This window comes from Streptomyces sp. NPDC058375, from assembly GCF_042723425.1.
GTDB classification, from domain to species: domain Bacteria; phylum Actinomycetota; class Actinomycetes; order Streptomycetales; family Streptomycetaceae; genus Streptomyces; species Streptomyces durocortorensis.
In genome coordinates, this window is sequence record NZ_JBHXJG010000128.1 from 1 (window position 1) to 20,684 (window position 20,684).

Here is a 20,684-nt window from a genome sequence, read left to right on the forward strand (position 1 = left end):
GCCCCGGCCGCGTTCTCGGCCGGGAAGGCGGCGGGGCTCATAGCCGGGGCGGCCGCCGTGACCGCCCTCGCCGTACTGATCTGGCCCTCCGCCCCCGCCCCGCCCGAATCCCGGGGCGGGGGCGTCACGTACAGCCCCTCCCCGCCGCCCGCGGCCGCCCCCGCCGAGCCGGTCCCCACGCCGTCCACGGCCACACCCACGCCCGCTCCGAGCCGTACGGCCACCCGCCCGCCCGCCGTCTCCCCGTCGCCCACCGCGCCCGCGCGCGAGCCCGCCGAGCCGCGCCCCGGCCCGGACGCCCGCGTGGTCACCCGGGTCAACACCCTGCGCGCCGCGAACGGCTGCCCGGAGCTGGAGACCGACCCCCGGCTGACCGAGGTCGCCCAGCGGCACTCCGAGGACATGGCCGCGCGGAACTACTTCGACCACACCGACTCCTCGGGCCGCGGGGCGGGCGATCGGGTCGGCGCCACGGGTTACGACTGGTCGGCCGTCGGGGAGACCATCGCGACCGGCATGAGCGATCCGGCCGCGGTCGTCGAGGAGTGGCGCAACAGCCCCGGCCGCGACGACGACATCTTCAACTGCGACTTCGTCCACGTGGGCGTGGGCATCGCCGACTCCCCGCGCGGCCCCTACTGGACCCAGGTGCTGGCCACCCCGCGCTGAGCGGCTCCGGTCCGATTGTCAGTGGCGGGTGCCAGGCTCGGTCGGCATGGAGAACAGTGTGCAGCTCAGGGATGTCGTGCCCGAGGACCTGGAGGTGTTTCTCGCGTACGAGCACGACCCGGAGGCGGTCCGGAGATCACGGTTCCCTCCCCGGGAGAGGGACGCGTTCATGTCGCACTGGACGACGCGGGTGCTGGGGGATCCCGCCAACTTCGTGCAGACGGTCGTCGTGGACGGCGAGACGGCGGGGAACATCGTGGCCTGGTGGGAGGAGGACCGGCGCTTCATCGGCTATTGGTTCGGCCGTCCGTACTGGGGCCGGGGCATCGGTACGGTGGCGCTGACCGCGTTCCTGGAGCGGGAGACGGCCCGCCCGTTGTACGCGGATCCGGCCGTCGGCAACACCGGCTCGGTACGCCTGCTGGAGAAGTGCGGGTTCACGGCGGCGGGCACGGTGCGGCACGGGGAGAACGAGCACGTGCTTCTGGTGCTCGGCGGGAGTGCGTGACCAACCGCCTTGTGCGGGTGGTCGGTTGAACGGGAGACGGCGTACGCTTTTCCGAGGCGCCGGCCCGGGCCCCGGCCCTGGATACGCCCGTGGATCCGGCCCTGGATCCGTCCCCGGCCCGGCTCTGATTCCGTACGGAGGAGTGGCTCCTGTGACGTCCGCCGCGCAGCGCGACCCGATCGACACCGGCAAGCCCCATCCCGCGCGCGTCTACGACTGGCTGCTCGGCGGCAAGGACAACTACGCGGTCGACCAGGAGGTCGGGGAGAAGCTGCCCGCCGAGGCGCGGGCGAACGCCGCGCGGAACCGGGCCTTCATGCACCGGGCCGCCGCCTGGCTGGCGCAGCAAGGGGTGGACCAGTTCCTGGACGTGGGCACCGGCATCCCCACCGCCCCCAACCTGCACCAGATCGTCCAGCGGATCACCCCGGCGGCCCGGATCGTCTACGCGGACAACGACCCCATCGTCCTGCGCCATGCGGAGGCGCTGCTGGTCAGCGACCCGGCCGGTGCGACGGACTATCTGCACGCCGATGTGCGGGAGCCGGAGTCGATCCTCGAACAGGCGAGGAAGGCGCTGGACTTCGACCGGCCGATCGCCCTGTCCCTGATCGCGCTGATGCACTTCCTGCGGGACGAGGAGGATCCGTACGGCATCACGCGGACGCTCGTCGGCGCGCTGGCCCCGGGGAGCTTTCTCGTGCTGTCGCACGGTACGGCCGATCAGCACCCGGAGCTGCGGGAGGAGACGGAGAAGGCGTACCGGAAGGGGGCCATCTCCCTGCGCATGCGGACCCGTGCGGAGGTCGAGCCGTTCTTCGAGGGTCTTGAGCTGGTCGCGCCGGGCCTGGTGCCCGCCGCCGAGTGGTATCAGGAGCCGCCCGCGCCCGCGCAGGAGCGCAGCGGGTTCTACGTGGGGGTCGCGCGGTTGTGCTGACCCCCGCCCCTCACGGCTGCCGCAGCGGCTTGGCCATGCAGATGCTGCTGTCGTACGTCCGGTAGTGGCCGAACTTCACCTCGCAGACGGTGTAGCCGCACGAGGTGTACAGCGCGACGGCCTCCGGCTGCCGGTCGCCGGTCTCCAGGACCATCCTGGTCCGGCCCGCCGCCCGGGCGTCCTCCTCCAGGGCGGCCAGCATCCGTCGGGCCAGGCCCCTGCCGCGGCCCTCGGGGATCACGAACATCCGCTTGATCTCGGCGTCGCCGTCCTCGTAGCCCTCGTCGTTGAGGTACTGGGTCCGCCAGCCGCCGGTCGCCACCGGGCGGTCCCGCTCGTCGTAGGCGAGCAGATACAGACCGTGGGGCGGCACGAACATCGACGGGTCGAGCGGTGTGACATCGCCCTCGTCGCCGTAGCGCTCGGCGTATTCGAGCTGCACCTGGTCATTGAGTTTGACGGCGTCGGGGTGGTCGAAGGGCCGAGAATGAATAAGCATGCTGAGTATCGTATATCTGTGCGTGGGGTGGAGTAGGTACTGTTCGGGGATGCTGACCGTTACTTCTGTGAATGTTAATGGGCTTCGCGCCGCCGCCAAGAAGGGCTTCGTCGAGTGGCTGGCGGGGACCGACGCCGACGTGGTCTGCCTCCAGGAAGTGCGGGCCGAGCTCGCCCAGCTGCCCGAAGGGGTGGGCGCTCCCGAGGGCTGGCACACCGTCCACGCGCCCGCCGCCGCCAAGGGCCGCGCGGGCGTCTCGCTCTACTCGCGGCAGGCTCCGGAGCGCGTCCAGACCGGCTTCGGCGGCTTCGGGATCGCCGGGGCCGAGGAGTTCGACGCGAGCGGCCGGTACGTCGAGATCGACCTTCCCGGGGTGACCGTCGCGAGCCTCTACCTGCCCTCCGGCGAGGTCGGCACCGAGCGGCAGGACGAGAAGGAGCGCTTCATGGCCGCCTTCCTGCCCTACCTCCAGGGATTGAAGGAGAGGGCGGCGGCGGACGGCCGTGAGGTCGTGGTCTGCGGCGACTGGAACATCGCCCACCAGGAGGCCGACCTGAAGAACTGGAAGGCCAACCGCAAGAGCTCCGGCTTCCTCCCCGAGGAGCGGGCCTGGCTGACCCGGGTCCTGGAGGAGGCCGCGTACGTGGACGTCGTGCGGGCGCTGCACCCGGACGTCGAGGGGCCGTACAGCTGGTGGTCGTACCGGGGGCGCGCCTTCGACAACGACAGCGGCTGGCGCATCGACTACCAGATGGCGACCCCCGGGCTGGCCGGGCGCGCGGTGAAGGCCTGGGTGGAGCGGGCGGCCACACACGGCGAGCGGTGGAGCGACCACGCGCCCGTCACGGTCGTCTACGAGCGGTAGCCCCGTCACGGTCGTCTACGAGCGGTAGGCCCGTCGCGGTTGACTGCGGGCTGAAGTCCGGGCAGCCGGGTCGTTACGCCTTAGGAGGCTGCGTGCCGTCCTCGCGGCGCAGCCTCCGGTCCAGCGCCATCGACAGCTCCGCGTCCACCACCGCCCGGGCCAGCGGCCGCAGTTGGGCGGGTTCGGTCTCCTTCGTATGGGCATGCAGTACGCGTACGAAGATTTCGGCGAGCGCGTCCGCGTGCTCGCGGACGCGGCGGCCCGAGGAGAGCACCGTGGACAGCGGCACCCCTTCCCGTACGAGCTCGGCCGACACCTCCAGGAGGCGGCGGCTGATGTGCACGATCTCGTCCCCGTCGGTGGCGAGATAGCCCAGGTCCAGCGCGGTGGCGAGGTTCTCCGGAGTGACCTCGCCCTCGAAGTAGTCCGCGAGCTGCTCCGGGGTGAGGCGGACCGGGGTCTCCTCGGTCGGTTCGCCCAGGCCCAGCACCTCGGCGACATCGCGGCCGCTCTCGAAGGTGGCCGCCAGGTCGGCGATGCCGTTGAGGGTGTGGCCGCGCTCCAGCAGGCCTGCGATCGTTCGCAGCCGGGCCAGGTGGTGGTCGTCGTACCAGGCGATACGGCCCTCGCGGCGGGGCGGCGGGATCAGCCCGCGCTCGCGGTAGAAGCGCAGGGTCCGCACGGTGATGCCGGCCTCCTTGGCCAGCTCCTCCATGCGGTATTCGCGGTGCTCGCGTCCTTCAGCCACAGGGGCACCCTATGTTGTACCGCCGGTAACTTTCCTCGGTCTGCCCCCTACCCATCAGTACGGTCCTGCTCTACTCTCCGAACCATGCCAGTGATTGCTGGCACAGTCGCGTGACGTACCGCGGGAGGCGGCAGCATGGCCCAGCAGGAGCACGTACGTGTGGCGGTGATCGGAACCGGATTCGGGGGCCTGGGGGCCGCCGTCCGCCTGCGCCGCGAAGGCATCACCGATTTCGTCGTCCTGGAGCGCGCCGGATCGGTGGGCGGCACCTGGCGCGACAACAGCTATCCCGGCTGCGCCTGCGACGTACCGTCCCACCTCTACTCCTTCTCCTTCGCGCCCAACCCCGACTGGCCGCGCACCTTCTCCGGCCAGGAGCACATCCGGGCCTACCTGGAGCGCGTCGCCGACACCTTCGGACTCCGCCCGCACATCCGGCTGAACCACGAGGTGAAGCTGATGAGCTGGGACAAGGAGAACCTGTACTGGGTGATCGAGTCGGCCGACGGCTCCGTCCTGCGCGCGGATGTCGTCGTCTCCGCCACCGGGCCGCTCTCCGACCCCAAGATGCCCGACATACCCGGGCTCGACTCCTTCCCCGGCAAGGTCTTCCACTCCGCGCGCTGGGACCACGACTACGACCTGGCCGGCAAGCGCGTCGCGATGGTCGGCACGGGCGCGTCCGCGATCCAGATCGTCCCGGCGATACAGCCGAAGACCGCGAAGCTCACGCTCTTCCAGCGCACGCCGCCGTGGGTCATGCCGCGCATGGACCGCACCATCAGCAAGGCCGAGCGCGCGCTCCACCGGGCGATACCCGCCACGGGCACCGCACGCCGTGGACTGCTGTGGGGGATACGGGAGTTGCAGGTGAGCGCCTTCACCAAGCACCCCGACCAGCTGGGCCTGGTGGAGAAGCTGGCCAAGTCCAACATGGCGCGGGCCATCAAGGACCCGGCGCTGCGGGCCAAGCTGACCCCGGACTACCGCATCGGCTGCAAGCGGATCCTGCTCTCCAGTACCTACTACCCGGCGCTCGCCCAGCCCAATGTGGACGTGGTCGCCTCCGGGCTCAGCGAGATACGCGGCTCCACGGTGGTCGCCGCCGACGGCACCGAGGCCGAGGTCGACGCGATCATCTTCGGCACCGGCTTCCATGTGACGGACATGCCGATCGCGGAGCGGGTCGTCGGTGCGGAGGGGATGACCCTCGCCGAGACCTGGAAGGACGGGATGAACTCGCTGCGCGGCGCGACCGCCTCCGGGTTCCCCAACTGGATGACGATCATCGGCCCCAACACCGGGCTCGGCAACTCCTCCATGATCCTGATGATCGAGTCCCAGCTGAACTACATGGCCGACTACCTGCGCCAGGTGAACGTGCTGGGCGGCCGTGCCGCGCTCGACGCCCGGGACGTCGCCGTCACCGCGTGGAACGACAAGGTGCAGGAGCGGATGAAGCGCACGGTCTGGAACACCGGCGGCTGCACCAGCTGGTACCTGGACGCGGAGGGCCGCAACACCACGGTCTGGCCGGGCACGACGGGTGAGTTCCGGCGGCAGACGCGTTCGGTGGACCTCGCGGAGTACGACGTGATCCGGGCCGGTGGGGCGGGCGGTGCGCAGCGGGGTGTCGGAGCCGGGCGCGTACCGGAGCAGCCCGGCCGGACCGACCGCGAGAGCGTGACCACCGCCGTGTCGGAAGCCGGGCCCGTCGCCGAGGAGGCCACGCGATGAGCCGGCTCCTGCACCGCGACACCGTACCGCCCGTGCCTGCCGCCGAGTTGACCGTACGGTCGGCCGACGGGTCGCGGATCCACGTCGAACTGCACGGCCCCGAGGACGCGCCCGCCGTCCTCCTGGCCCACGGCTGGACCTGCAACACCCGCTTCTGGGACGCCCAGATCCGCGACCTGGCCGCCGACCACCGGGTCATCGCCTACGACCAGCGCGGCCACGGGCTCACCCCCGAGCCGGGCCCCGGCGGCTACAGCACGAACGCGCTGGCCGACGACCTCGAAGCGGTGCTCGCCGGGACGCTCGCGCCGGGCCGCAAGGCGGTGCTCGCCGGGCACTCCATGGGCGGGATGACGGTGATGGCCGCGGCCGCCCGCCCCGGAGTGCGCGAGCACGCCGCCGCCGTCCTGCTCTGTTCCACCGGAGTTACGCGGCTGACCGCCGAGGCCCTGGTCCTGCCGTTCCGTGCGGGTGCGCTGCGGACCCGGCTGACCGCCGCCGTACTGGGCGCGAAAGCGCCCCTGGGGCCGGTGAACCCGGTCTCCAGGAAGATTCTCAAGTACGCGACGATGGGGCGGGGTTCGGCTCCGGACCGGGTGGACGCCTGCGCCCGGATCGTGCACGCCTGCCCGCGCCGGGCCCGGGTGGAGTGGGGCCATGTCCTCGCCGAGCTGGACCTTGAGGTGAGCGTACGGGAGTTGCGGGTGCCGACCGCGGTGATCGCCGGCACGGACGACCGGCTGACCCCGCCGGTCCACGCGCGGGCCATCGCGGACGCCCTGCCGGTCGGCCTTGGTCTGACCGAGTTGACGGGCATGGGACACATGACGCCGGTCGAGGCCCCGGAGGCCGTCTCGGCGAAAATCAGGGAGCTGGTCACCCGGTACGTCAGCACGGGAGCGGACGCCAGGGGGAACGCCTCCCCGGCCGAGAAGGAGGACGTCGCATGAGCGGCAAGCGGAATCTGGAGGGCCAGGTCGTCGTCGTCACCGGCGCGGCCCGGGGCGTGGGCGAACTGCTCGCCCGCAAGCTGTCCGCACGCGGGGCGACCCTCGCGCTCGTCGGCCTGGAGCCGGACGAGCTGAAGCACGTCTCCGAGCGGCTGCACGGCGAGAGCGACCACTGGTTCGCCGACGTCACCGACCACGAGGCGATGGCGCAGGTGGCGCGCGAGGTCAAGGAGCGGTTCGGCAAGGTCGACGTGGTCGTCGCCAACGCGGGCGTCGCCGCGGGCGGCCCGTTCGCCGACTCCGACCCGGACGCCTGGCGGCGGGTCATCGAGGTCAACCTCATCGGCGGCGCGGTCACCGGGCGGGCCTTCCTGCCGGTGCTGATGGAGAGCCGCGGCTACTTCCTGCAGATAGCGTCACTGGCCGCGATCACGCCGGCCCCGATGATGACCGCGTACTGCGCGTCCAAGTCGGGCGTCGAGGCCTTCGCGCACAGCCTGCGCGCCGAGGTCGGCTACAAGGGCGTCAAGGTCGGCGTCGGCTACCTCTCCTGGACCGACACCGACATGGTGCGCGGTGCGGACCAGGACGACGTGATGCGCGAGCTGCGGCAGCGGCTGCCGTGGCCGATGAACCGCACGTACCCGCTCGGCCCGGCCGTCGACCGGATCGTGGACGGCATCGCGCGCCGCTCCCCGCATGTGTACGCGCAGTGGTGGCTGCGCGGGATGCAGTCGGTCCGGGGCTACCTGCCCTCGGTCATCGCGATCGGCGGACAGCGCGAGATGCGGCGCTTCGAACCGCGCCTGCACACCGTGTCCAAGGGGCTGGTGGGGGCCGGGGGAGCGGCGGACCAGGACGTGCGGGCGGAGCGGGTGGACCGGGCGTAAGGGGTGGGCCCGGTGATGCGTCATGGTGGCGCGTCAGGGGGTGTGTCACGGTGGGTAGTGGTCCGAAATGCGCGGGATGTCGGGGCGTGTAACGCTGAGCACGGCCCCGCTGGGGCCGTCCCCACACCCCTCCCACGCATCCCACAGGAGTGAACAGCATGGGTATCGCAGACCAGTTCAAGGACAAGGCGCAGGAGCTCGCCGACCAGGCCAAGCAGAAGGCCGGTCAGGGCAAGGACGAGGCCCAGGACCGGGCCTCCCAGGCTCGCGACCAGCGGTCGGACTCCTCCTCGGGCATGAAGGACCGTGCCCAGGACGCGAAGGACCAGGCGCGCGAGCGTTTTGACCGTTGACGGTCGTTGAGGTGTGACGCGTACGTGCTGCGGTCAGCGCGTGCGTACGCGTCGCGTCAGGAGGCGCATCCGGGCAACCGGGTGCGCCTCCTTCTTGTGCGGGGGCCGCCGTGGGCGCGGGCTTGGTGGGTGTCGGGCCGGCCGGGGCTCATTCAAGCCCGTCCGGCGATTGAGGACGTCTGTGAGCCGCGCCGACACGCGTCAGGGCACCAGGTCCTCGCGCGTCCGGCCTTCGCAGGGGCGGGCGTTGGCGGCGGCGCGAGGGCCGAGCGGGACGCCGTTGGTGCGCAGTACGTCGCGGACGTCCAGGACCAGGCTGAAGCCCTCGTGGTTGCGGTCCTCGCCCTGCTCGTCCCACGCTCGCTGTTCGGCCTCGACGGCCGTGCGGTCCTCCGCGAAGACCCGGTCCGTGAAGTGCCGGATGAACGGCCACGCCACGTTCAGGGCGGCGGGAATCCTCGGCTTCTCGATCATGAGCAGCCCGTACGCGTGGCAGACGCGCTGCTCCGCGTCCTCGGGCACGTACACCGCCCACAGGCGCAGCGCCGGGTGGTCGGCCTTCTCCGGGACCAGGTCCAGCGTCTGGTTCCTGATGCCGATACGGATTTTCCGGCGAGGTCCAGTGCGGCCGCTGCCGTATAGGCCGGGCAATTCCCGTTCGCCGTCCAGTTCGTTTCGATCACCCGGATGTAGCGTCGGATCTCGGCGTCCAGAGAGAGTTTCCCCCCGATTCCTGCACTGCCGTCGCAAGGTCGATCAGTCGAACGGCCGGGCCGCTGGAGAACAGGCCGACAATCGACAGCTCCACGGCCTTCACCGATTCCTCGGCGGCAGCGGCGGCTTTCGCAGGTCCGGGGCCGTGTCGTACGACGGGGGTGTCGACGCCGGGTGGGCGGCCAGGAGGTCCAGGGCCAGGCGGACCGCGTCGTCCAGGACCGCGTAGCGGCCCTCCGCCCAGTCCAGGGGGGTGCGCAGGGCCTCCACGTCCGGTTCGACGCCGTGGTTCTCCACCGACCAGCCGTACGTGTCGAACCAGGCCGCGTTCATCGGCACCGTGATCACCGTGCCGTCGCCCAGCCGGTGGCGGCCGGTCATGCCGACCACGCCGCCCCAGGTGCGCTGGCCCACCACCGGGCCCAGCTTCAGCAGCCGGAACGCGGCGGTGATCATGTCACCGTCGGAGGAGGTCGCCTCGTCGGCCAGGGCGACCACCGGGCCCCTCGGTGCGTTGGACGCGTAGCTCACCGCCTGCGCGTTGCGGGTCAGGTCCCAGCCGAGGATCTTGCGGGTGAGCTTCTCCACGACCAGCTCGCTGATGTGGCCGCCCGCGTTGCCCCTTACGTCGACGATCAGGGCGGGGCGGGAGACCTCCAGGCGCAGGTCCCGGTTGAACTGGGCCCAGCCCGAGCCGCCCATGTCCGGGATGTGCAGGTAGCCGCACTTTCCGCCGCTCAACTCCCGTACGACATCACGGCGTTTGGCCACCCAGTCCTGGTAGCGCAGCGGGCGCTCGTCGACCAGGGGCATGATCGCCACCCGCCGGGAGGGGCCGCCGCCGGCCGGGGAGAAGGTCAGTTCCACTGTTGTGCCGCCGGCCGCCGTCAGTAGCGGGTACGGGCCCGCCGCCGGGTCCACCGGGCGGCCGTCCACGTGGGTGAGGACCGCGCCCTCCCTGATCCCCGTACCCGCCAGCGGTGAGCGTGCCTTGGAGTCCGAGGAGTCGCCGGGCAGGATGCGCTGGATCGTCCAAGCACCGTCCCTGCACACCAGGTTGGCCCCCAGCAGGCCGATCGCCCGCTGGTAGTGCGGCGGGCCCTCGTTGCGGCGGGCGGGGGAGACGTACGCGTGCGAGGTGCCCAGCTCGCCCAGCACCTCGCGCAGCAGATCCGCGAACTCGTCGGGGGACGCGACCCGTTCGACCAGCGGACGGTACTGGTCCAGTACGCCGTCCCAGTCGATGCCGCACATGTCCGGCTCCCAGAAGTAGGAGCGGATGACGCGGCCCGCCTCGCCGTACGCCTGCCGCCACTCCGCCCCCGGGTCGACCTCGTGCAGGATGCGGCGCAGGTCCAGGAAGACCGTGGAGTCGCCGTCGCCCGGTTCGGTGGCGGGCAGGGCGCGCAGTTCGCCGTCGTCCATCACGACCAGGCGGGACGCGTCGCCGCTGACCGCGAACCAGTCGAGGTGGTCGACCAGTTCGGTCTTCCGCGCCTTCGCGATGTTGAAGTGCTCCAGGGTCGGCCGCCCCGACATGTCGGCCGGGTTGGCGAACGTCTCGCCCAGCGCCCCGGAGATCGGCCAGCGCAGCCATACCAGGCCGCCGCCGCTCACGGGAGCGAGCGCCGAGTATTTGGAGGCGGAGACCGGGAACGGCGTCACCCGGCTCTCCAGGCCCTCGAACTCGACCATGACCGTGGACCCCTCCGACGTACCCCCGTCCGGTACGTCCACCGGGTCCAGGCCGCCCGCAGCCGGGCGCCCGTCCGGGGAGAGCGCGAAGGGGGAGGGGGTGGCGGAGGAGAGCGGGACCAGGTACGGGCGGCAGCCGAGCGGGAAGGACAGGTCGCCGGTGTGGACGTCGTACACCGGGTCGAAGCCGCGCCAGGAGAGGAACGCCAGATAGCGGCCGTCGTCCGTGAAGACCGGGTTCTCGTCCTCGAAGCGGCCGTTGGTGACATCCACGATCACCGGCGCGCCGGGGCCGGAGATCCGGGCCAGCTTGATCTGCCGTAGCGAGCGGCCGACGCCCGGGTGCGACCAGGTCAGCCAGTCGCCGTCGGGGGAGAAGGCCAGGTCGCGTACCGGACCGTTCACCGAGCGGATCACCTCGGTGAGGCCGGGGTGCTCGTCGACCGGGGCCGCGCTGTCCGGGGCCGCCGCGCCGGTGGCCGCGTGGAGGTCGGCCCGGGTCGAGCCGCTCGGTGCCTTCTCCTCGGGCTCCAGGGGCTCCGCCTCCGGCTCGGCCGTATCCAGGAGCAGCAGGCGGCCGTCGTTCGACGCGATGGCGAGGCGTTCGCCCTCCGGGTCGGAGATCATCTCCTGCACCCGGCCCAGCTGCCCGGTGGCCAGCCTGCGCGGCGGGCGGTCGCCGCTGGCGCGCGGCAGGTAGGCGATCTCGACCGCGTCCGGGCCGTCCGCGTCGGTGACGTACGCGACCTGCCCGCCGCTGCCGAGCATCTCCGGCAGCCGCACCCGTACGCCCGGGGTGTCGGCGATGGTGCGGGCGGGGCCGTCGCGGTGGGTGAGCCAATAGAGGCTGCCGCGTACGGTGACGGCGCTGGCCCGGCCCGTCTCGTCGACGGAGAGCGAGTCGACGTTGCTGGCGGCCGGCACCTGGTGGACGCGCCGTCCGGTGCGCGGGCCCCCGAGGCGTACCTCCAGCTTGCGCGGGGTGGCGTCGGGCGACTCCAGGTCCTCGACCAGCCACAGGTCGCCGGCGCACTGGTAGATCACCCGGTGGCCGTCGCTGGAGGCGTTACGGGCGTAGAAGGCGTCGTGGTCGGTGTGCCGGCGCAGGTCGGTGCCGTCCGTCCGGCAGGAGTAGAGGTTGCCGACGCCCTGGTGGTCGGAGAGGAACGCGATGCGGCGGCCGACGAACATTGGGTTGGCGAGGTGCCCGTCGATGTCCGGGAGCAGGCGTTCCCCGTGCAGCCACAGGCGGCCCATGGCCCCGCCCCGGTAACGCTTCCAGGCGGCCGGCTCGTGCGGGGGCGTCCCGGTGAGGAGCAGGGTGCGGCGCTCGCCGTCGATGTCGGCGACCGCGATGTCGGAGACCGGGCCCCACGGGAGCCGGCCGCCGGGGCCGCCGTCGGTGGGGACGCTGTAGGCCCAGGAGAAGTACGAGAACGGCTGGTTGTGCGAGGAGACGGCGAGGATGTGGCTGGAGTCGGCCGGATCGGGGGTCCAGCCGCAGACCCGGGCGTCCGTCGACCCCCAGTGGGTGAGCCGACGGGCCGGGCCGCCGGCCACCGGGGCGAGGTGGATCTCGGGGTCCAGGGTGCGCCAGGTCGTGTAGGCGATGGAGTCGCCGTCGGGCGAGAAGCGTGGATGGCTCACCCGGGTCCGGTCGACGGTCACCCGCCAGGCCCGTCCCGGCCGGTGCCCCGCGGCGGCCAGGGGGGCGACCCAGAGGTCGTCCTCGGCCGCGAAGCACAGCAAGTCCTGGTGGAGGTGCGGGAAACGGAGATACGCGACGTCGTCACTCACCCCCCAATGTTTTCGGTGCGCGGGGCCCGGGGCAACTTGTGGTGCAGGACACAAGCGAAACGATTTCGTTTCGCTGGAGGGTGGGAGTACGATTCAGGTGTACGAAACGGTTTCGTTCGATGCTGAGTGAGGCCGTCGGCAGGAAAGAACGAGCGCGAAGGAGGTCGGCACATGGCACGCACCAGGCTGACCCCCGAGCGTGAGGGCGAACTCTACGAGGCCGTCCTCGACCTGCTCCGCGAGGTCGGTTACGACGCCCTGACCATGGACGCCGTCGCCGCCCGTACCCGTTCGAGCAAGGCCACCCTCTACCGTCAGTGGGGCTCCAAGCCCGAGCTGGTCGCGAGGGCGCTCCGGCACAACAAGCCGGGCGACCTGTCGGACATCGACACCGGCTCGCTGCGCGGTGACTTCCACGCCGTGCTGAGCCGGACCGACGACTGCCAGATGGAGAAGGACGCCGCGCTGATGCGGGGTCTGAGCCATGCCGTCCATGAGCACCCCGAGCTGCTCCAGGCCCTGCGTGAGCTGCTGATCGAACCGGAGATGACCGGCTTCGACCAGATGCTGCAACGGGCGGTGGACCGGGGTGAGCTGCGTCCGGACAATCCGGCGCTGAAGTACATCCCGCACATGCTGGTCGGCGCGCTGGCCGCCCGGCAGCTGATCGAGGACCGCCCGGTCGATCAGGCGTTCCTCATGGATTACGTGGACTCCGTGGTTCTCCCCGCCCTCGGCGTCTGACGTCCCCGCACCACCCACCCGCACGGCCCTCTCCCCGAAGCTCCACCTGACACGCCGCTCTCGTCGTCGGGCTGGTTCCTCACGCCCAATTCCACTCATACGACCTGACCGGGAGTACGCCCCCGTGGCCACTTTCCTCTACAAGCTCGGACGGCTCACCTTCCGCCGCCGCGGCTTCGTCGCCCTCATCTGGGTGGCGTTGCTGGCGGTCGCCGGAATCGGTGCGGCCACCGCGTCCACCGCCACCTCAAGTTCCTTCTCCATCCCCGGTACGGAGGCGCAGCGCGCCTTCGACCTGCTGGAAGAGCGCAACCCCGGCGGCAGTGCCGACGGCGCGACCGCCCGGGTCGTCTTCCAGGCGCCCGAGGGCGAGAAGGTGACCGACGCCGAGAACAAGCGCGAGATCACCGGGATCGTCAAGGAGTTGCAGTCCGGCTCGGACCAGATCGCGATGGTCGCCGACCCCTTCCAGCAGAAGGCGGTGAGCCAGAACGGCTCGACGGCGTACATCTCGGTCTCCTACAAGGTCAACTCCATGGAGCTGACCGACGCGACCCGGGACGCCCTGGAGGACGCGGGCAAGGACGCGCAGAACAGCGGCATGAAGGTGGAGATCGGCGGTGACGCCCTCCAGGTCATGCCGCACACCGGGACCGCCGAGATCATCGGCGTCGCCATCGCGGCCGTCGTCCTCGTCATCACCTTCGGTTCTCTGATCGCGGCGGGGCTGCCGCTGGTGACCGCGCTCGTCGGGGTCGGCATCGGGGTCTCCACGATCACCGCGCTGGCCAGCGTGATGGACCTGGGCTCCACCACCTCGATCCTCGCCATGATGATCGGCCTCGCGGTCGGCATCGACTACGCCCTCTTCATCGTCTCCCGCTACCGCGCCGAACTGGCGGAGGGCCGGGAGCGCGAGGAAGCCGCCGGGCGGGCCGTGGGCACCGCCGGATCCGCGGTCGTCTTCGCGGGCCTGACCGTGGTCATCGCCCTGGCCGGCCTCGCCGTCGTCAACATCCCGATGCTGACGAAGATGGGCCTCGCCGCCGCCGGTACGGTCGCCATCGCCGTCCTCATCGCGCTCACCCTCGTCCCGGCCGCCCTCGGCTTCGCGGGCAAGCGGATCATGGGGCGCAAGGCGCGTAAGGCCGCCGAGGCGGAGAAGAGCCCCGAGGCCAAGCCCAACATGGGCACCCGCTGGGCGCGGTTCGTGCTGCGCAAGCCGGTCTGGGTGATGCTCGTCGGCGTCCTCGGCCTCGGCATCGTCGCCGTACCGGCCGCCTCGCTGGAGATGGGCCTGCCCGACGACGGCGCCCAGCCGAAGTCGACCACGCAGCGCCAGGCGTACGACATGCTCTCGGACGGCTTCGGCCCCGGGTTCAACGGTCCGCTGATGACCGTCGTCGACATCAAGAACAGCTCCGACGGCAAGGCCGCGGCCAACCGGGTCGCCGAGGAGATCGAGGCGCTCGGCGTCAGCGCCGTCCTCCCGCCCGCCTTCAACAAGGCCGGCGACACCGCGACGATCACGGTCATCCCGAAGGACCGCCCGTCCTCCCACGCCACGGAGGAGGTCGTCCACGACATCCGTGACGCGGGCAAGGACATCAAGGCCGACACCGGGGCCGAGGTCCTGGTCACCGGCGCCACCGCGATGAACATCGACTTCTCGCAGAAGATGAACGACGCGCTGCTGCCCTACCTGGCGCTCGTCGTCGGCCTCGCGTTCCTGCTGCTGATGCTGGTCTTCCGCTCGATCCTCGTCCCGCTGAAGGCGGCCCTGGGCTTCCTGCTCTCGGTGGTCGCGGCTCTCGGTGCGGTCGTCGCGGTCTTCCAGTGGGGCTGGCTCGGCTCGCTCTTCGGCGTCGAGCAGACCGGTCCGATCATGAGCATGATGCCGATCTTCATGGTCGGTGTGGTCTTCGGTCTCGCGATGGACTACGAGGTCTTCCTCGTCACCCGGATGCGCGAGGCGTACGTCCACGGCGAGAGCCCGGGCCAGGCCGTCGTCACCGGCTTCAAGCACGGCGCACGGGTGGTCACGGCCGCGGCCGTGATCATGATGGCGGTCTTCTCCGGCTTCATCGGCTCCAGCGAGCAGATGATCAAGATGATCGGCTTCTCGCTCGCCATCGCCGTCCTCTTCGACGCCTTCGTGGTGCGCATGGCGATCGTGCCCGCGGTCCTGGCTCTGCTCGGCAAGAAGGCCTGGTGGCTGCCGCGCTGGCTGGACCGGGCGCTGCCCAACGTGGACGTGGAGGGCGAGAAGCTGCAGCAGCAGCTGGCCGACGAGCCCGGTTCCGCCGGGTCCGGTGATGGCGGCGGCGAGGGTGAGCGTGAACTCGTCCGCGTCTGACCCGTCCGGACGGTGAAGACTCCGGGGTCCGCGTCTGAGCGGAGCGCGGCCCCGGAAGCGCCGGTTACCTGTGGGGACGGGGACCGGGGCACTGCGAAAGCCCCCGTGCCAACGGCACGGGGGCTTTCCGCGCGTCTGCGGAACGCTGCTCAGCCGCGGGCCGGCTGGGCGCCCCGGTCTGGGCGGGCGGCGGCGGTGGTGGTGGTGGTCGTGCGGGACGGCGGCTGTGGTTCGCGGCCCGCGTCCGGCGGTGTGGCCGGCGAGGCCGGTGTCTGCGCGCGGGTGCGGGCGAGGAAGCGGATCAGCGTCCGGATCTCGAACTGGAACACCTCGACCCCGTCCGTCGAGTGCAGCTCCACGATCAGCTGCGTACGGCCGCACGGCCAGATGCGGACGGCGCCGCGCTCGATCGGGGTGCGCAGGCCGCGTTCCAGGAGGTCGCGGCCGAAGGCCCAGTCGGTGCCGTCGGGCAGCCCTATGTGGACGGTGCGCCGTTCGTCGGCCGGGTCGTAGCGCAGGTCGACGGGGACCGGGCGGGTCAGAGGGCCATCGGTGATGAGCCGGGCGCGTGCATGTACTTCGATCACTGGGGACATAGGCCGGCTCCTCCTATATGTGTAGCTCTGTTCTCTAATGTCCCATATTTCGCAGAAGCGGCACGGTGAGCGCGCATTTCCTCGCTCTGCCTTTGCTGGTGCTCTTGCGCATGGTTCGCAGGAGAGCCCGCATCACCTCTCCTTCGGGCAGCGCCGCCGCGTCGCCGTGGCCACCGTCCTCGCGACGGACCCGGAGATCCTCGTCCTGGACGAGCCCTCGTCCAACCCGGACCCGGCCTCCCGCCGCGAACTGGCGGACATCCTGCGCTCGTTGGACGTCACCGTGCTGATGGTCACCCACGACCTGCCGTACGCCCTGGAGCTCTGCCCGCGCGCCGTCATCCTCAGCGAGGGCGTCCGCCGACGACCGTACGCAGGACCTCCTCCGCGACGAGAAGCTGATGCGCTCCCACCGGCTGGAACTGCCGTTCGGCTTCGACCCGAGCACGGTCGGCGTTCCGTCACCGTAGCTAGATTCCGTCACCGTAAACAGATGGTGACAGCCCGGTGGTCACGGCGACCCGCCCCCCGAACACCCCGCCGGGACGTGCACCATGGGGGGATGAGCGGGAGCGCGGGAGTGAGCACGGCGGGTTCGGGCGCGGAAGCGGAATCCGGCACGGAGGCAGCAGCGACCACGGATGTGGCCGTGACCGTCGACGTACGGGGCACGGTGGCGCCCGGATACGAACCGGTCGCGGACGCCTTCGTCCGTAACTTCGAACAGCGCGGCGAGCGCGGCGCGGCCGTCGCCGTCTACCGCCACGGGCGCAAGGTCGTCGACCTGTGGGCCGGTACGAGGGACGTCGACGGCACCGAACCGTGGGCCGTCGACACCGTCCAGATCGTCCGCTCGGCCGGCAAGGGCATCGCCGCCGCCGTCCCGCTCCTGCTCCACCAGCGCGGACAGGTCGACCTGGACGCCCCGGTCTCCACCTACTGGCCGGAGTTCAAGGCGAACGGCAAGGAACGCGTCCTGGTCCGCGACCTCCTCGCCCACCGGGCCGGGATCCCCGCCCTGGACACCGCCCTCACCCCCGCCGAGGCTGCCGACGGGGTCTCCGGCCCGGCGGCCGTCGCCGCCCAGCGCCCGCAGTGGGAGCCCGGCACGGACCACGGCTACCACGCCCAGACCTACAGCTGGCTGATCGGCGAACTGGTCCGCCGCGCCACCGGCCGCACCATCGGCCGCTGGATCGCCGAGGAGATCGCCCGCCCGCTCGGCCTCGACTTCTGGTTCGGGCTTCCCGCCGACGAGGCCCACCGCATCGGCCGTATCGGCCCCGTGGAGCCCCCGGCCGCGGCCGGGGCGTCGGGCGCCCTGCGCGTACGCCCCAAACGCTCCGTCGTCGAGGCCTACCGCGACCCGGACTCGCTCACCCGGCGGGCGTTCGGTGCGATCGACCCGTTCCCCGACGAGAACGACCTCGCCTACCGCGCGGCCGAACTCCCCGCGTCGGGCGGCGTCGCGACCGCCCGGGGGCTGGCCCGCTGCTACGCCGCGATGATCGGCCCGGTCGACGGCCACCGCCGCCTGTTCGCCCCCGCCACGCTCACCCTGGCCCGCACGGAGGAATCGGCGGGCCCGGACCGGGTGCTGGTCGTCAACACCCGTTTCGGCCTGGGCTACATGCTGCACGGGCCGGCCGCCCCGCTGCTGGGCCCGGGCTCGTTCGGCCACCCGGGGCGCGGCGGCTCGCTCGGCTTCGCCGACCCCGAGTCCGGCATCGCGCTCGGCTATGTGACCAACGGCCTCCAGAAGGGTGTGACGGCCGACCCCCGTGCCCAGGCGCTGGTCAGGGCAGTACGGTCGGCGCTATGACACCTGTGACACCCGGGACTTCGGCCCGCTTCGACGGATACAGCGTCCTGATCACCGCCGCCGGCCAGGGCATCGGCGCGGAAACAGCCCACCGCCTGGCAGCGGAAGGGGCATCGGTCCTCGTCACCGACCTCGACGCGAAGCGCGCGTCGGACACGGCGGCGGCGGTACGCGAGGCCGGCGGCACCGCCGCCTCCCTCGCCTGCGACGTGGCGGACCGGACGGCGGTCGAGGCGGCCGTGGCGTACGCGGTCGAGACCTTCGGTCGGCTGGACGTCCTGGTCAACAACGCGTACGCGGCGAGCAACGACGCCGAACTCTTCGAGGACGAGAGCGACGAGGGGTGGGAACGCGACCTGGACATCACCCTCTCCGGCCCGTTCCGCTGCGCACGCGCCGCCCTGCCGCACCTGGTCGCCTCCGGCCGGGGGGCGATCGTCACCATCGGCTCGGTCAACGGCGAACAGGACTTCGGCGGCCATGCGTACAGCGCGGCCAAGGCGGGCCTGGCCAGCCTGACCCGTACGCTCGCGGGCCACGCCGGACCGCGCGGCGTACGCGTCAACCTGGTCGCCCCCGGCACGATCCGCACCGACGCCTGGGCGGGCCGCGACGCCGAGTTGGCCCGGGCGGCGGCCCTCTACCCGCTCGGCCGCATCGGCACCCCCGAGGACATCGCGTCGGCCGTCGCCTTCCTCGCCTCCGCCGACGCGGCCTGGATCACCGGGACGACGCTGCGCGTGGACGGTGGCATCCTCGCCGTGAACACGGGCTTCCGGCAGGCGATGGCGCAGCCGTAAACCCGTGGCCGCGCCAAGCCGGGGCGACCTACCCTGCGCGGATGATCGACCACGGACACACCGACAGAACCGGCCGCCCCGTCACCCTCCACGAGGTGGACGCGGACAACTGGCGGGCGGTCGCCGACAGCGCACCCCGCGACGACCAACGCGACTGGGTTCCGGCCCTGGCCGCCCGCTACCTCGTGCTGACGAGCCGCGAGGACACCTGGCACTCCCTGGCGGTGCTCGCCGGTGACGAGGTGACCGGGCACATCATGTGGGGCCGGGACGAGGACGGGTCGCACTGGATCGGCGGCATGCTGATCGACGCCGCCCACCAGGGCGCGGGCATCGGCCGCGCAGCCGTACGGACCTTGGCGGCCTGGCTGTCGGCCCGCGAGCCCGGCACCGCCGTACGCCTCTCGTACGCCCCGGAGAACGAGGCGGCCGCCCACCTGTACGCCGCGCTCGGCTTCCGGCCGACGGGGGTGGAGGAGGACGGGGAGATCGTGGCGGAGTGGACGTAGCGGCGGCGAAGTGAGTGCTCGTGCCGTCGGCCGCGCTTCTACGTCGCCGGGCCGAGCATCATCAACATCTCCGGGTCGGGCACGGGGGTGAACCCGACCTTGCCGTACAGCTCGTGGGCGTCGAGCGTGGCGAGCAGGGTGCGTTTGAGTTCGTACGGGGTGAGGTGGTCGCGGACGGCGGTCGCCAGCCGTACGCCGAGACCCCGGCCGCGATGCGCGGGATCCACGTAGACGTCGCAGAGCCAGGCGAAGGTGGCGTGGTCCGTGACGACCCGGGCGTAGGCGACCTGCGCGCCTTCGCCGTCGTACACGCCGAAGTTGAGCGACCCGCGCATGGACCGCTCGACCAGGTCCCGGCTGCGGCCGAGCGCCCAGAAGGCGTCGGTGGAGAGCCAGTGGTGCACGAGGTCGATGTCGACGCGGTCCGGATCGGTGTCGATCTCGTATCCGGCTTCGCTGTCTCGGGCGGTAGTCATGGGTCTGGATGGTAGCCACCGGCGATCTCGGCTCGCGGCACGGCCGCTCAGGCGGCGGCCCGCGCGTATGCGGCTCGGCAGGCGCGGGTTTCGCGGCAGTCGCGGCAGTGGCCTGGGGTGGGGGAGCGGAAGGCGCGTTCGCAGTCGTCGCAGGTCTGGAAGGGCGTGACGGTGATACGGGGACGAGCGAGCGCGGCGAGGTCGTCGACGCCGGGAGGTGCGGGCGGGAGCAGCTCGGTGAGCCGGTAGGTGAGCAGCTTGACCGGGTGCTTGAGGGGGTGGGGCGGGTCATCGGTCAGGGCACGGCGGATGGCGTCCGGACGGGCTGCGCGTTCGAGCCAGGCCGCCACTCCGGGAACCAGCCGACGGACGTCGTCCTCGGACAGGAAGAACTGGGGTGCGTGGCGGTGCAGATCGCCGAGGAGCACGGTGGCGGCGCGGTCGAGTTCCGGGGTGAGTTGGCTGGGCTGGGGGAGGGGCGGACGCGGCGGCTTGGGCGCGGTCGGGGGTGGTACGCGCGGCACGAAGAGCGGGGCTGACGGCGCGGGCGATGGCAGAACGGGCGGGGTCACGGGGGCCTCCGGCGCGGGCGGCGCAGCCGTCGGAATGCGTACGGGGTCAGGCGCGGGCACCTGAGTGTGTACGGGCACGGGTACAGGCGCAGGCACCTGCACGGGGGCGGGCGCGGGTGCCTCCGCTGCCGGGCGGCGAGGGTGCAGCAGCGCGGCGGGCTGGTTGCAGAAGACGGTGCGGGTGATGATCCGGCCACTGGGCAGTCGGTCGCGGACGCGTTGCAGGTAGCCGTGGGCTTCGAGTTCGCGCAGGGCGGCGGCGATGCGCTTCTCGCCTTCCTTGCAGCGGGCGGCGAGTGCCTTGATGCTGACCTCGGTGCCTTGGGGCAGGGACTGGATGCGTACGGCGATGCCGACGGCGGTGCAGCTGAGGTCGGGGTGCTGGGCGAGGTGGTTGCCGACGACGGTGAAGCGGTCGGTGTGCGGGAGGGTGATGTGGATGACGCC

19 protein-coding genes and 2 pseudogenes are annotated in these 20,684 nt (G+C 71.8%); 14 read left to right on the forward strand and 7 right to left on the reverse strand.

Features of this window, described 5'->3' with window-relative positions; translation table 11 throughout:
- The 3 genes from ACFWM7_RS20790 to ACFWM7_RS20800 form a co-directional block, all read left to right on the forward strand.
- Window positions 1-669: CAP domain-containing protein (locus ACFWM7_RS20790; protein WP_383262736.1), on the forward strand; the 669-nt coding region annotated here is incomplete at its 5' end.
- A 46-nt stretch (window positions 670-715) separates the two neighbouring features.
- Window positions 716-1,177 (forward strand): GNAT family N-acetyltransferase, encoded by a 462-nt coding sequence (locus tag ACFWM7_RS20795; RefSeq protein ID WP_383262738.1) that lies wholly within the window; start codon window positions 716-718, stop codon window positions 1,175-1,177.
- 151 nt (window positions 1,178-1,328) lie between these two features.
- Window positions 1,329-2,114, forward strand: a complete 786-nt coding sequence (locus tag ACFWM7_RS20800; RefSeq protein ID WP_383262740.1) for an SAM-dependent methyltransferase — start codon at window positions 1,329-1,331, stop codon at window positions 2,112-2,114.
- Window positions 2,115-2,124: 10 nt separating this feature from the next.
- Here ACFWM7_RS20800 and ACFWM7_RS20805 read toward each other — a convergent pair whose 3' ends face one another.
- Window positions 2,125-2,613, reverse strand: coding sequence for a GNAT family N-acetyltransferase (locus ACFWM7_RS20805; RefSeq protein WP_383262741.1), 489 nt, complete (start codon window positions 2,611-2,613; stop codon window positions 2,125-2,127).
- A 49-nt stretch (window positions 2,614-2,662) separates the two neighbouring features.
- On the opposite strand from ACFWM7_RS20805, the gene ACFWM7_RS20810 reads away from it, so the two are divergent.
- The gene (locus tag ACFWM7_RS20810; protein ID WP_383262743.1) at window positions 2,663-3,478 is read left to right on the forward strand and encodes an exodeoxyribonuclease III; all 816 of its coding nucleotides are present in this window, start codon (window positions 2,663-2,665) and stop codon (window positions 3,476-3,478) included.
- Window positions 3,479-3,551: 73 nt separating this feature from the next.
- On the opposite strand, the gene ACFWM7_RS20815 is transcribed toward ACFWM7_RS20810, so the two are convergent.
- Window positions 3,552-4,193, reverse strand: a complete 642-nt coding sequence (locus ACFWM7_RS20815) for a MerR family transcriptional regulator (RefSeq protein WP_205086349.1) — start codon at window positions 4,191-4,193, stop codon at window positions 3,552-3,554.
- Between the two features lie 168 nt (window positions 4,194-4,361).
- Here ACFWM7_RS20815 and ACFWM7_RS20820 point away from each other — a divergent pair, with 168 nt between their 5' ends.
- The 4 genes from ACFWM7_RS20820 to ACFWM7_RS20835 all read left to right on the forward strand — a co-directional run bounded on the left by ACFWM7_RS20820 (window position 4,362) and on the right by ACFWM7_RS20835 (window position 8,156).
- Entirely contained in the window at window positions 4,362-5,963 is a 1,602-nt protein-coding gene (locus ACFWM7_RS20820) for a flavin-containing monooxygenase (RefSeq protein WP_383262746.1), read from the forward strand.
- Entirely contained in the window at window positions 5,960-6,913 is a 954-nt protein-coding gene (locus ACFWM7_RS20825; RefSeq protein WP_383262747.1) for an alpha/beta fold hydrolase, read from the forward strand. Before ACFWM7_RS20820 ends, ACFWM7_RS20825 begins: the two co-directional genes overlap by 4 nt.
- Window positions 6,910-7,803 carry an SDR family oxidoreductase gene (locus tag ACFWM7_RS20830; RefSeq protein WP_383262749.1) on the forward strand — a complete coding sequence of 298 codons (894 nt, stop codon included), beginning with the start codon at window positions 6,910-6,912 and terminating at the stop codon, window positions 7,801-7,803. The genes ACFWM7_RS20825 and ACFWM7_RS20830 overlap by 4 nt, the downstream gene beginning before the upstream one ends.
- Before the next feature lie 158 nt (window positions 7,804-7,961).
- On the forward strand, window positions 7,962-8,156 hold the full coding sequence (locus ACFWM7_RS20835) for a hypothetical protein (RefSeq protein ID WP_205086348.1): 195 nt from the start codon (window positions 7,962-7,964) through the stop codon (window positions 8,154-8,156).
- Between the two features lie 201 nt (window positions 8,157-8,357).
- On the opposite strand, the pseudogene ACFWM7_RS20840 reads toward ACFWM7_RS20835, so the two are convergent.
- Together ACFWM7_RS20840 and ACFWM7_RS20845 are read right to left on the reverse strand one after the other, a co-directional pair.
- Window positions 8,358-8,744: pseudogene (locus tag ACFWM7_RS20840) on the reverse strand (aromatic ring-hydroxylating dioxygenase subunit alpha); the annotation flags it as partial.
- A gap of 225 nt (window positions 8,745-8,969) precedes the next feature.
- On the reverse strand, window positions 8,970-12,362 hold the full coding sequence (locus ACFWM7_RS20845) for a S41 family peptidase (protein WP_383262751.1): 3,393 nt from the start codon (window positions 12,360-12,362) through the stop codon (window positions 8,970-8,972).
- Window positions 12,363-12,533: 171 nt separating this feature from the next.
- Between ACFWM7_RS20845 and ACFWM7_RS20850 the strand changes: the two genes are divergently transcribed.
- Window positions 12,534-13,106, forward strand: coding sequence for a TetR/AcrR family transcriptional regulator (locus ACFWM7_RS20850; protein WP_383262754.1), 573 nt, complete (start codon window positions 12,534-12,536; stop codon window positions 13,104-13,106).
- A 124-nt stretch (window positions 13,107-13,230) separates the two neighbouring features.
- Window positions 13,231-15,462 (forward strand): MMPL family transporter, encoded by a 2,232-nt coding sequence (locus ACFWM7_RS20855; protein ID WP_383262756.1) that lies wholly within the window; start codon window positions 13,231-13,233, stop codon window positions 15,460-15,462.
- 149 nt (window positions 15,463-15,611) lie between these two features.
- Here ACFWM7_RS20855 and ACFWM7_RS20860 read toward each other — a convergent pair whose 3' ends face one another.
- A complete protein-coding gene (locus ACFWM7_RS20860; RefSeq protein WP_383262758.1) occupies window positions 15,612-16,058 on the reverse strand; it encodes an SsgA family sporulation/cell division regulator in 447 nt (148 codons plus the stop codon).
- A 127-nt stretch (window positions 16,059-16,185) separates the two neighbouring features.
- On the opposite strand from ACFWM7_RS20860, the pseudogene ACFWM7_RS20865 reads away from it, so the two are divergent.
- The 4 genes and pseudogenes from ACFWM7_RS20865 to ACFWM7_RS20880 all read left to right on the forward strand — a co-directional run.
- Window positions 16,186-16,528: pseudogene (locus tag ACFWM7_RS20865) on the forward strand (AAA family ATPase); the annotation flags it as partial.
- A 110-nt stretch (window positions 16,529-16,638) separates the two neighbouring features.
- Window positions 16,639-17,880, forward strand: coding sequence for a serine hydrolase domain-containing protein (locus ACFWM7_RS20870; RefSeq protein WP_383262768.1), 1,242 nt, complete (start codon window positions 16,639-16,641; stop codon window positions 17,878-17,880).
- Window positions 17,877-18,680: an SDR family NAD(P)-dependent oxidoreductase gene (locus tag ACFWM7_RS20875; protein WP_383262760.1), complete on the forward strand. Its 804-nt coding sequence runs from the start codon at window positions 17,877-17,879 to the stop codon at window positions 18,678-18,680. The genes ACFWM7_RS20870 and ACFWM7_RS20875 overlap by 4 nt, the downstream gene beginning before the upstream one ends.
- A gap of 41 nt (window positions 18,681-18,721) precedes the next feature.
- Complete coding sequence (locus tag ACFWM7_RS20880) at window positions 18,722-19,189, forward strand: GNAT family N-acetyltransferase (RefSeq protein ID WP_383262761.1); 468 nt, start codon at window positions 18,722-18,724, stop codon at window positions 19,187-19,189.
- 38 nt (window positions 19,190-19,227) lie between these two features.
- Here the strand turns inward: ACFWM7_RS20880 and ACFWM7_RS20885 are convergent, their stop codons facing one another.
- Together ACFWM7_RS20885 and ACFWM7_RS20890 are read right to left on the reverse strand one after the other, a co-directional pair.
- Complete coding sequence (locus ACFWM7_RS20885) at window positions 19,228-19,665, reverse strand: GNAT family N-acetyltransferase (RefSeq protein WP_383262763.1); 438 nt, start codon at window positions 19,663-19,665, stop codon at window positions 19,228-19,230.
- Window positions 19,666-19,712: 47 nt separating this feature from the next.
- The coding region (locus ACFWM7_RS20890; protein ID WP_383262766.1) for a hypothetical protein at window positions 19,713-20,684 on the reverse strand (972 nt) is incomplete at its 5' end.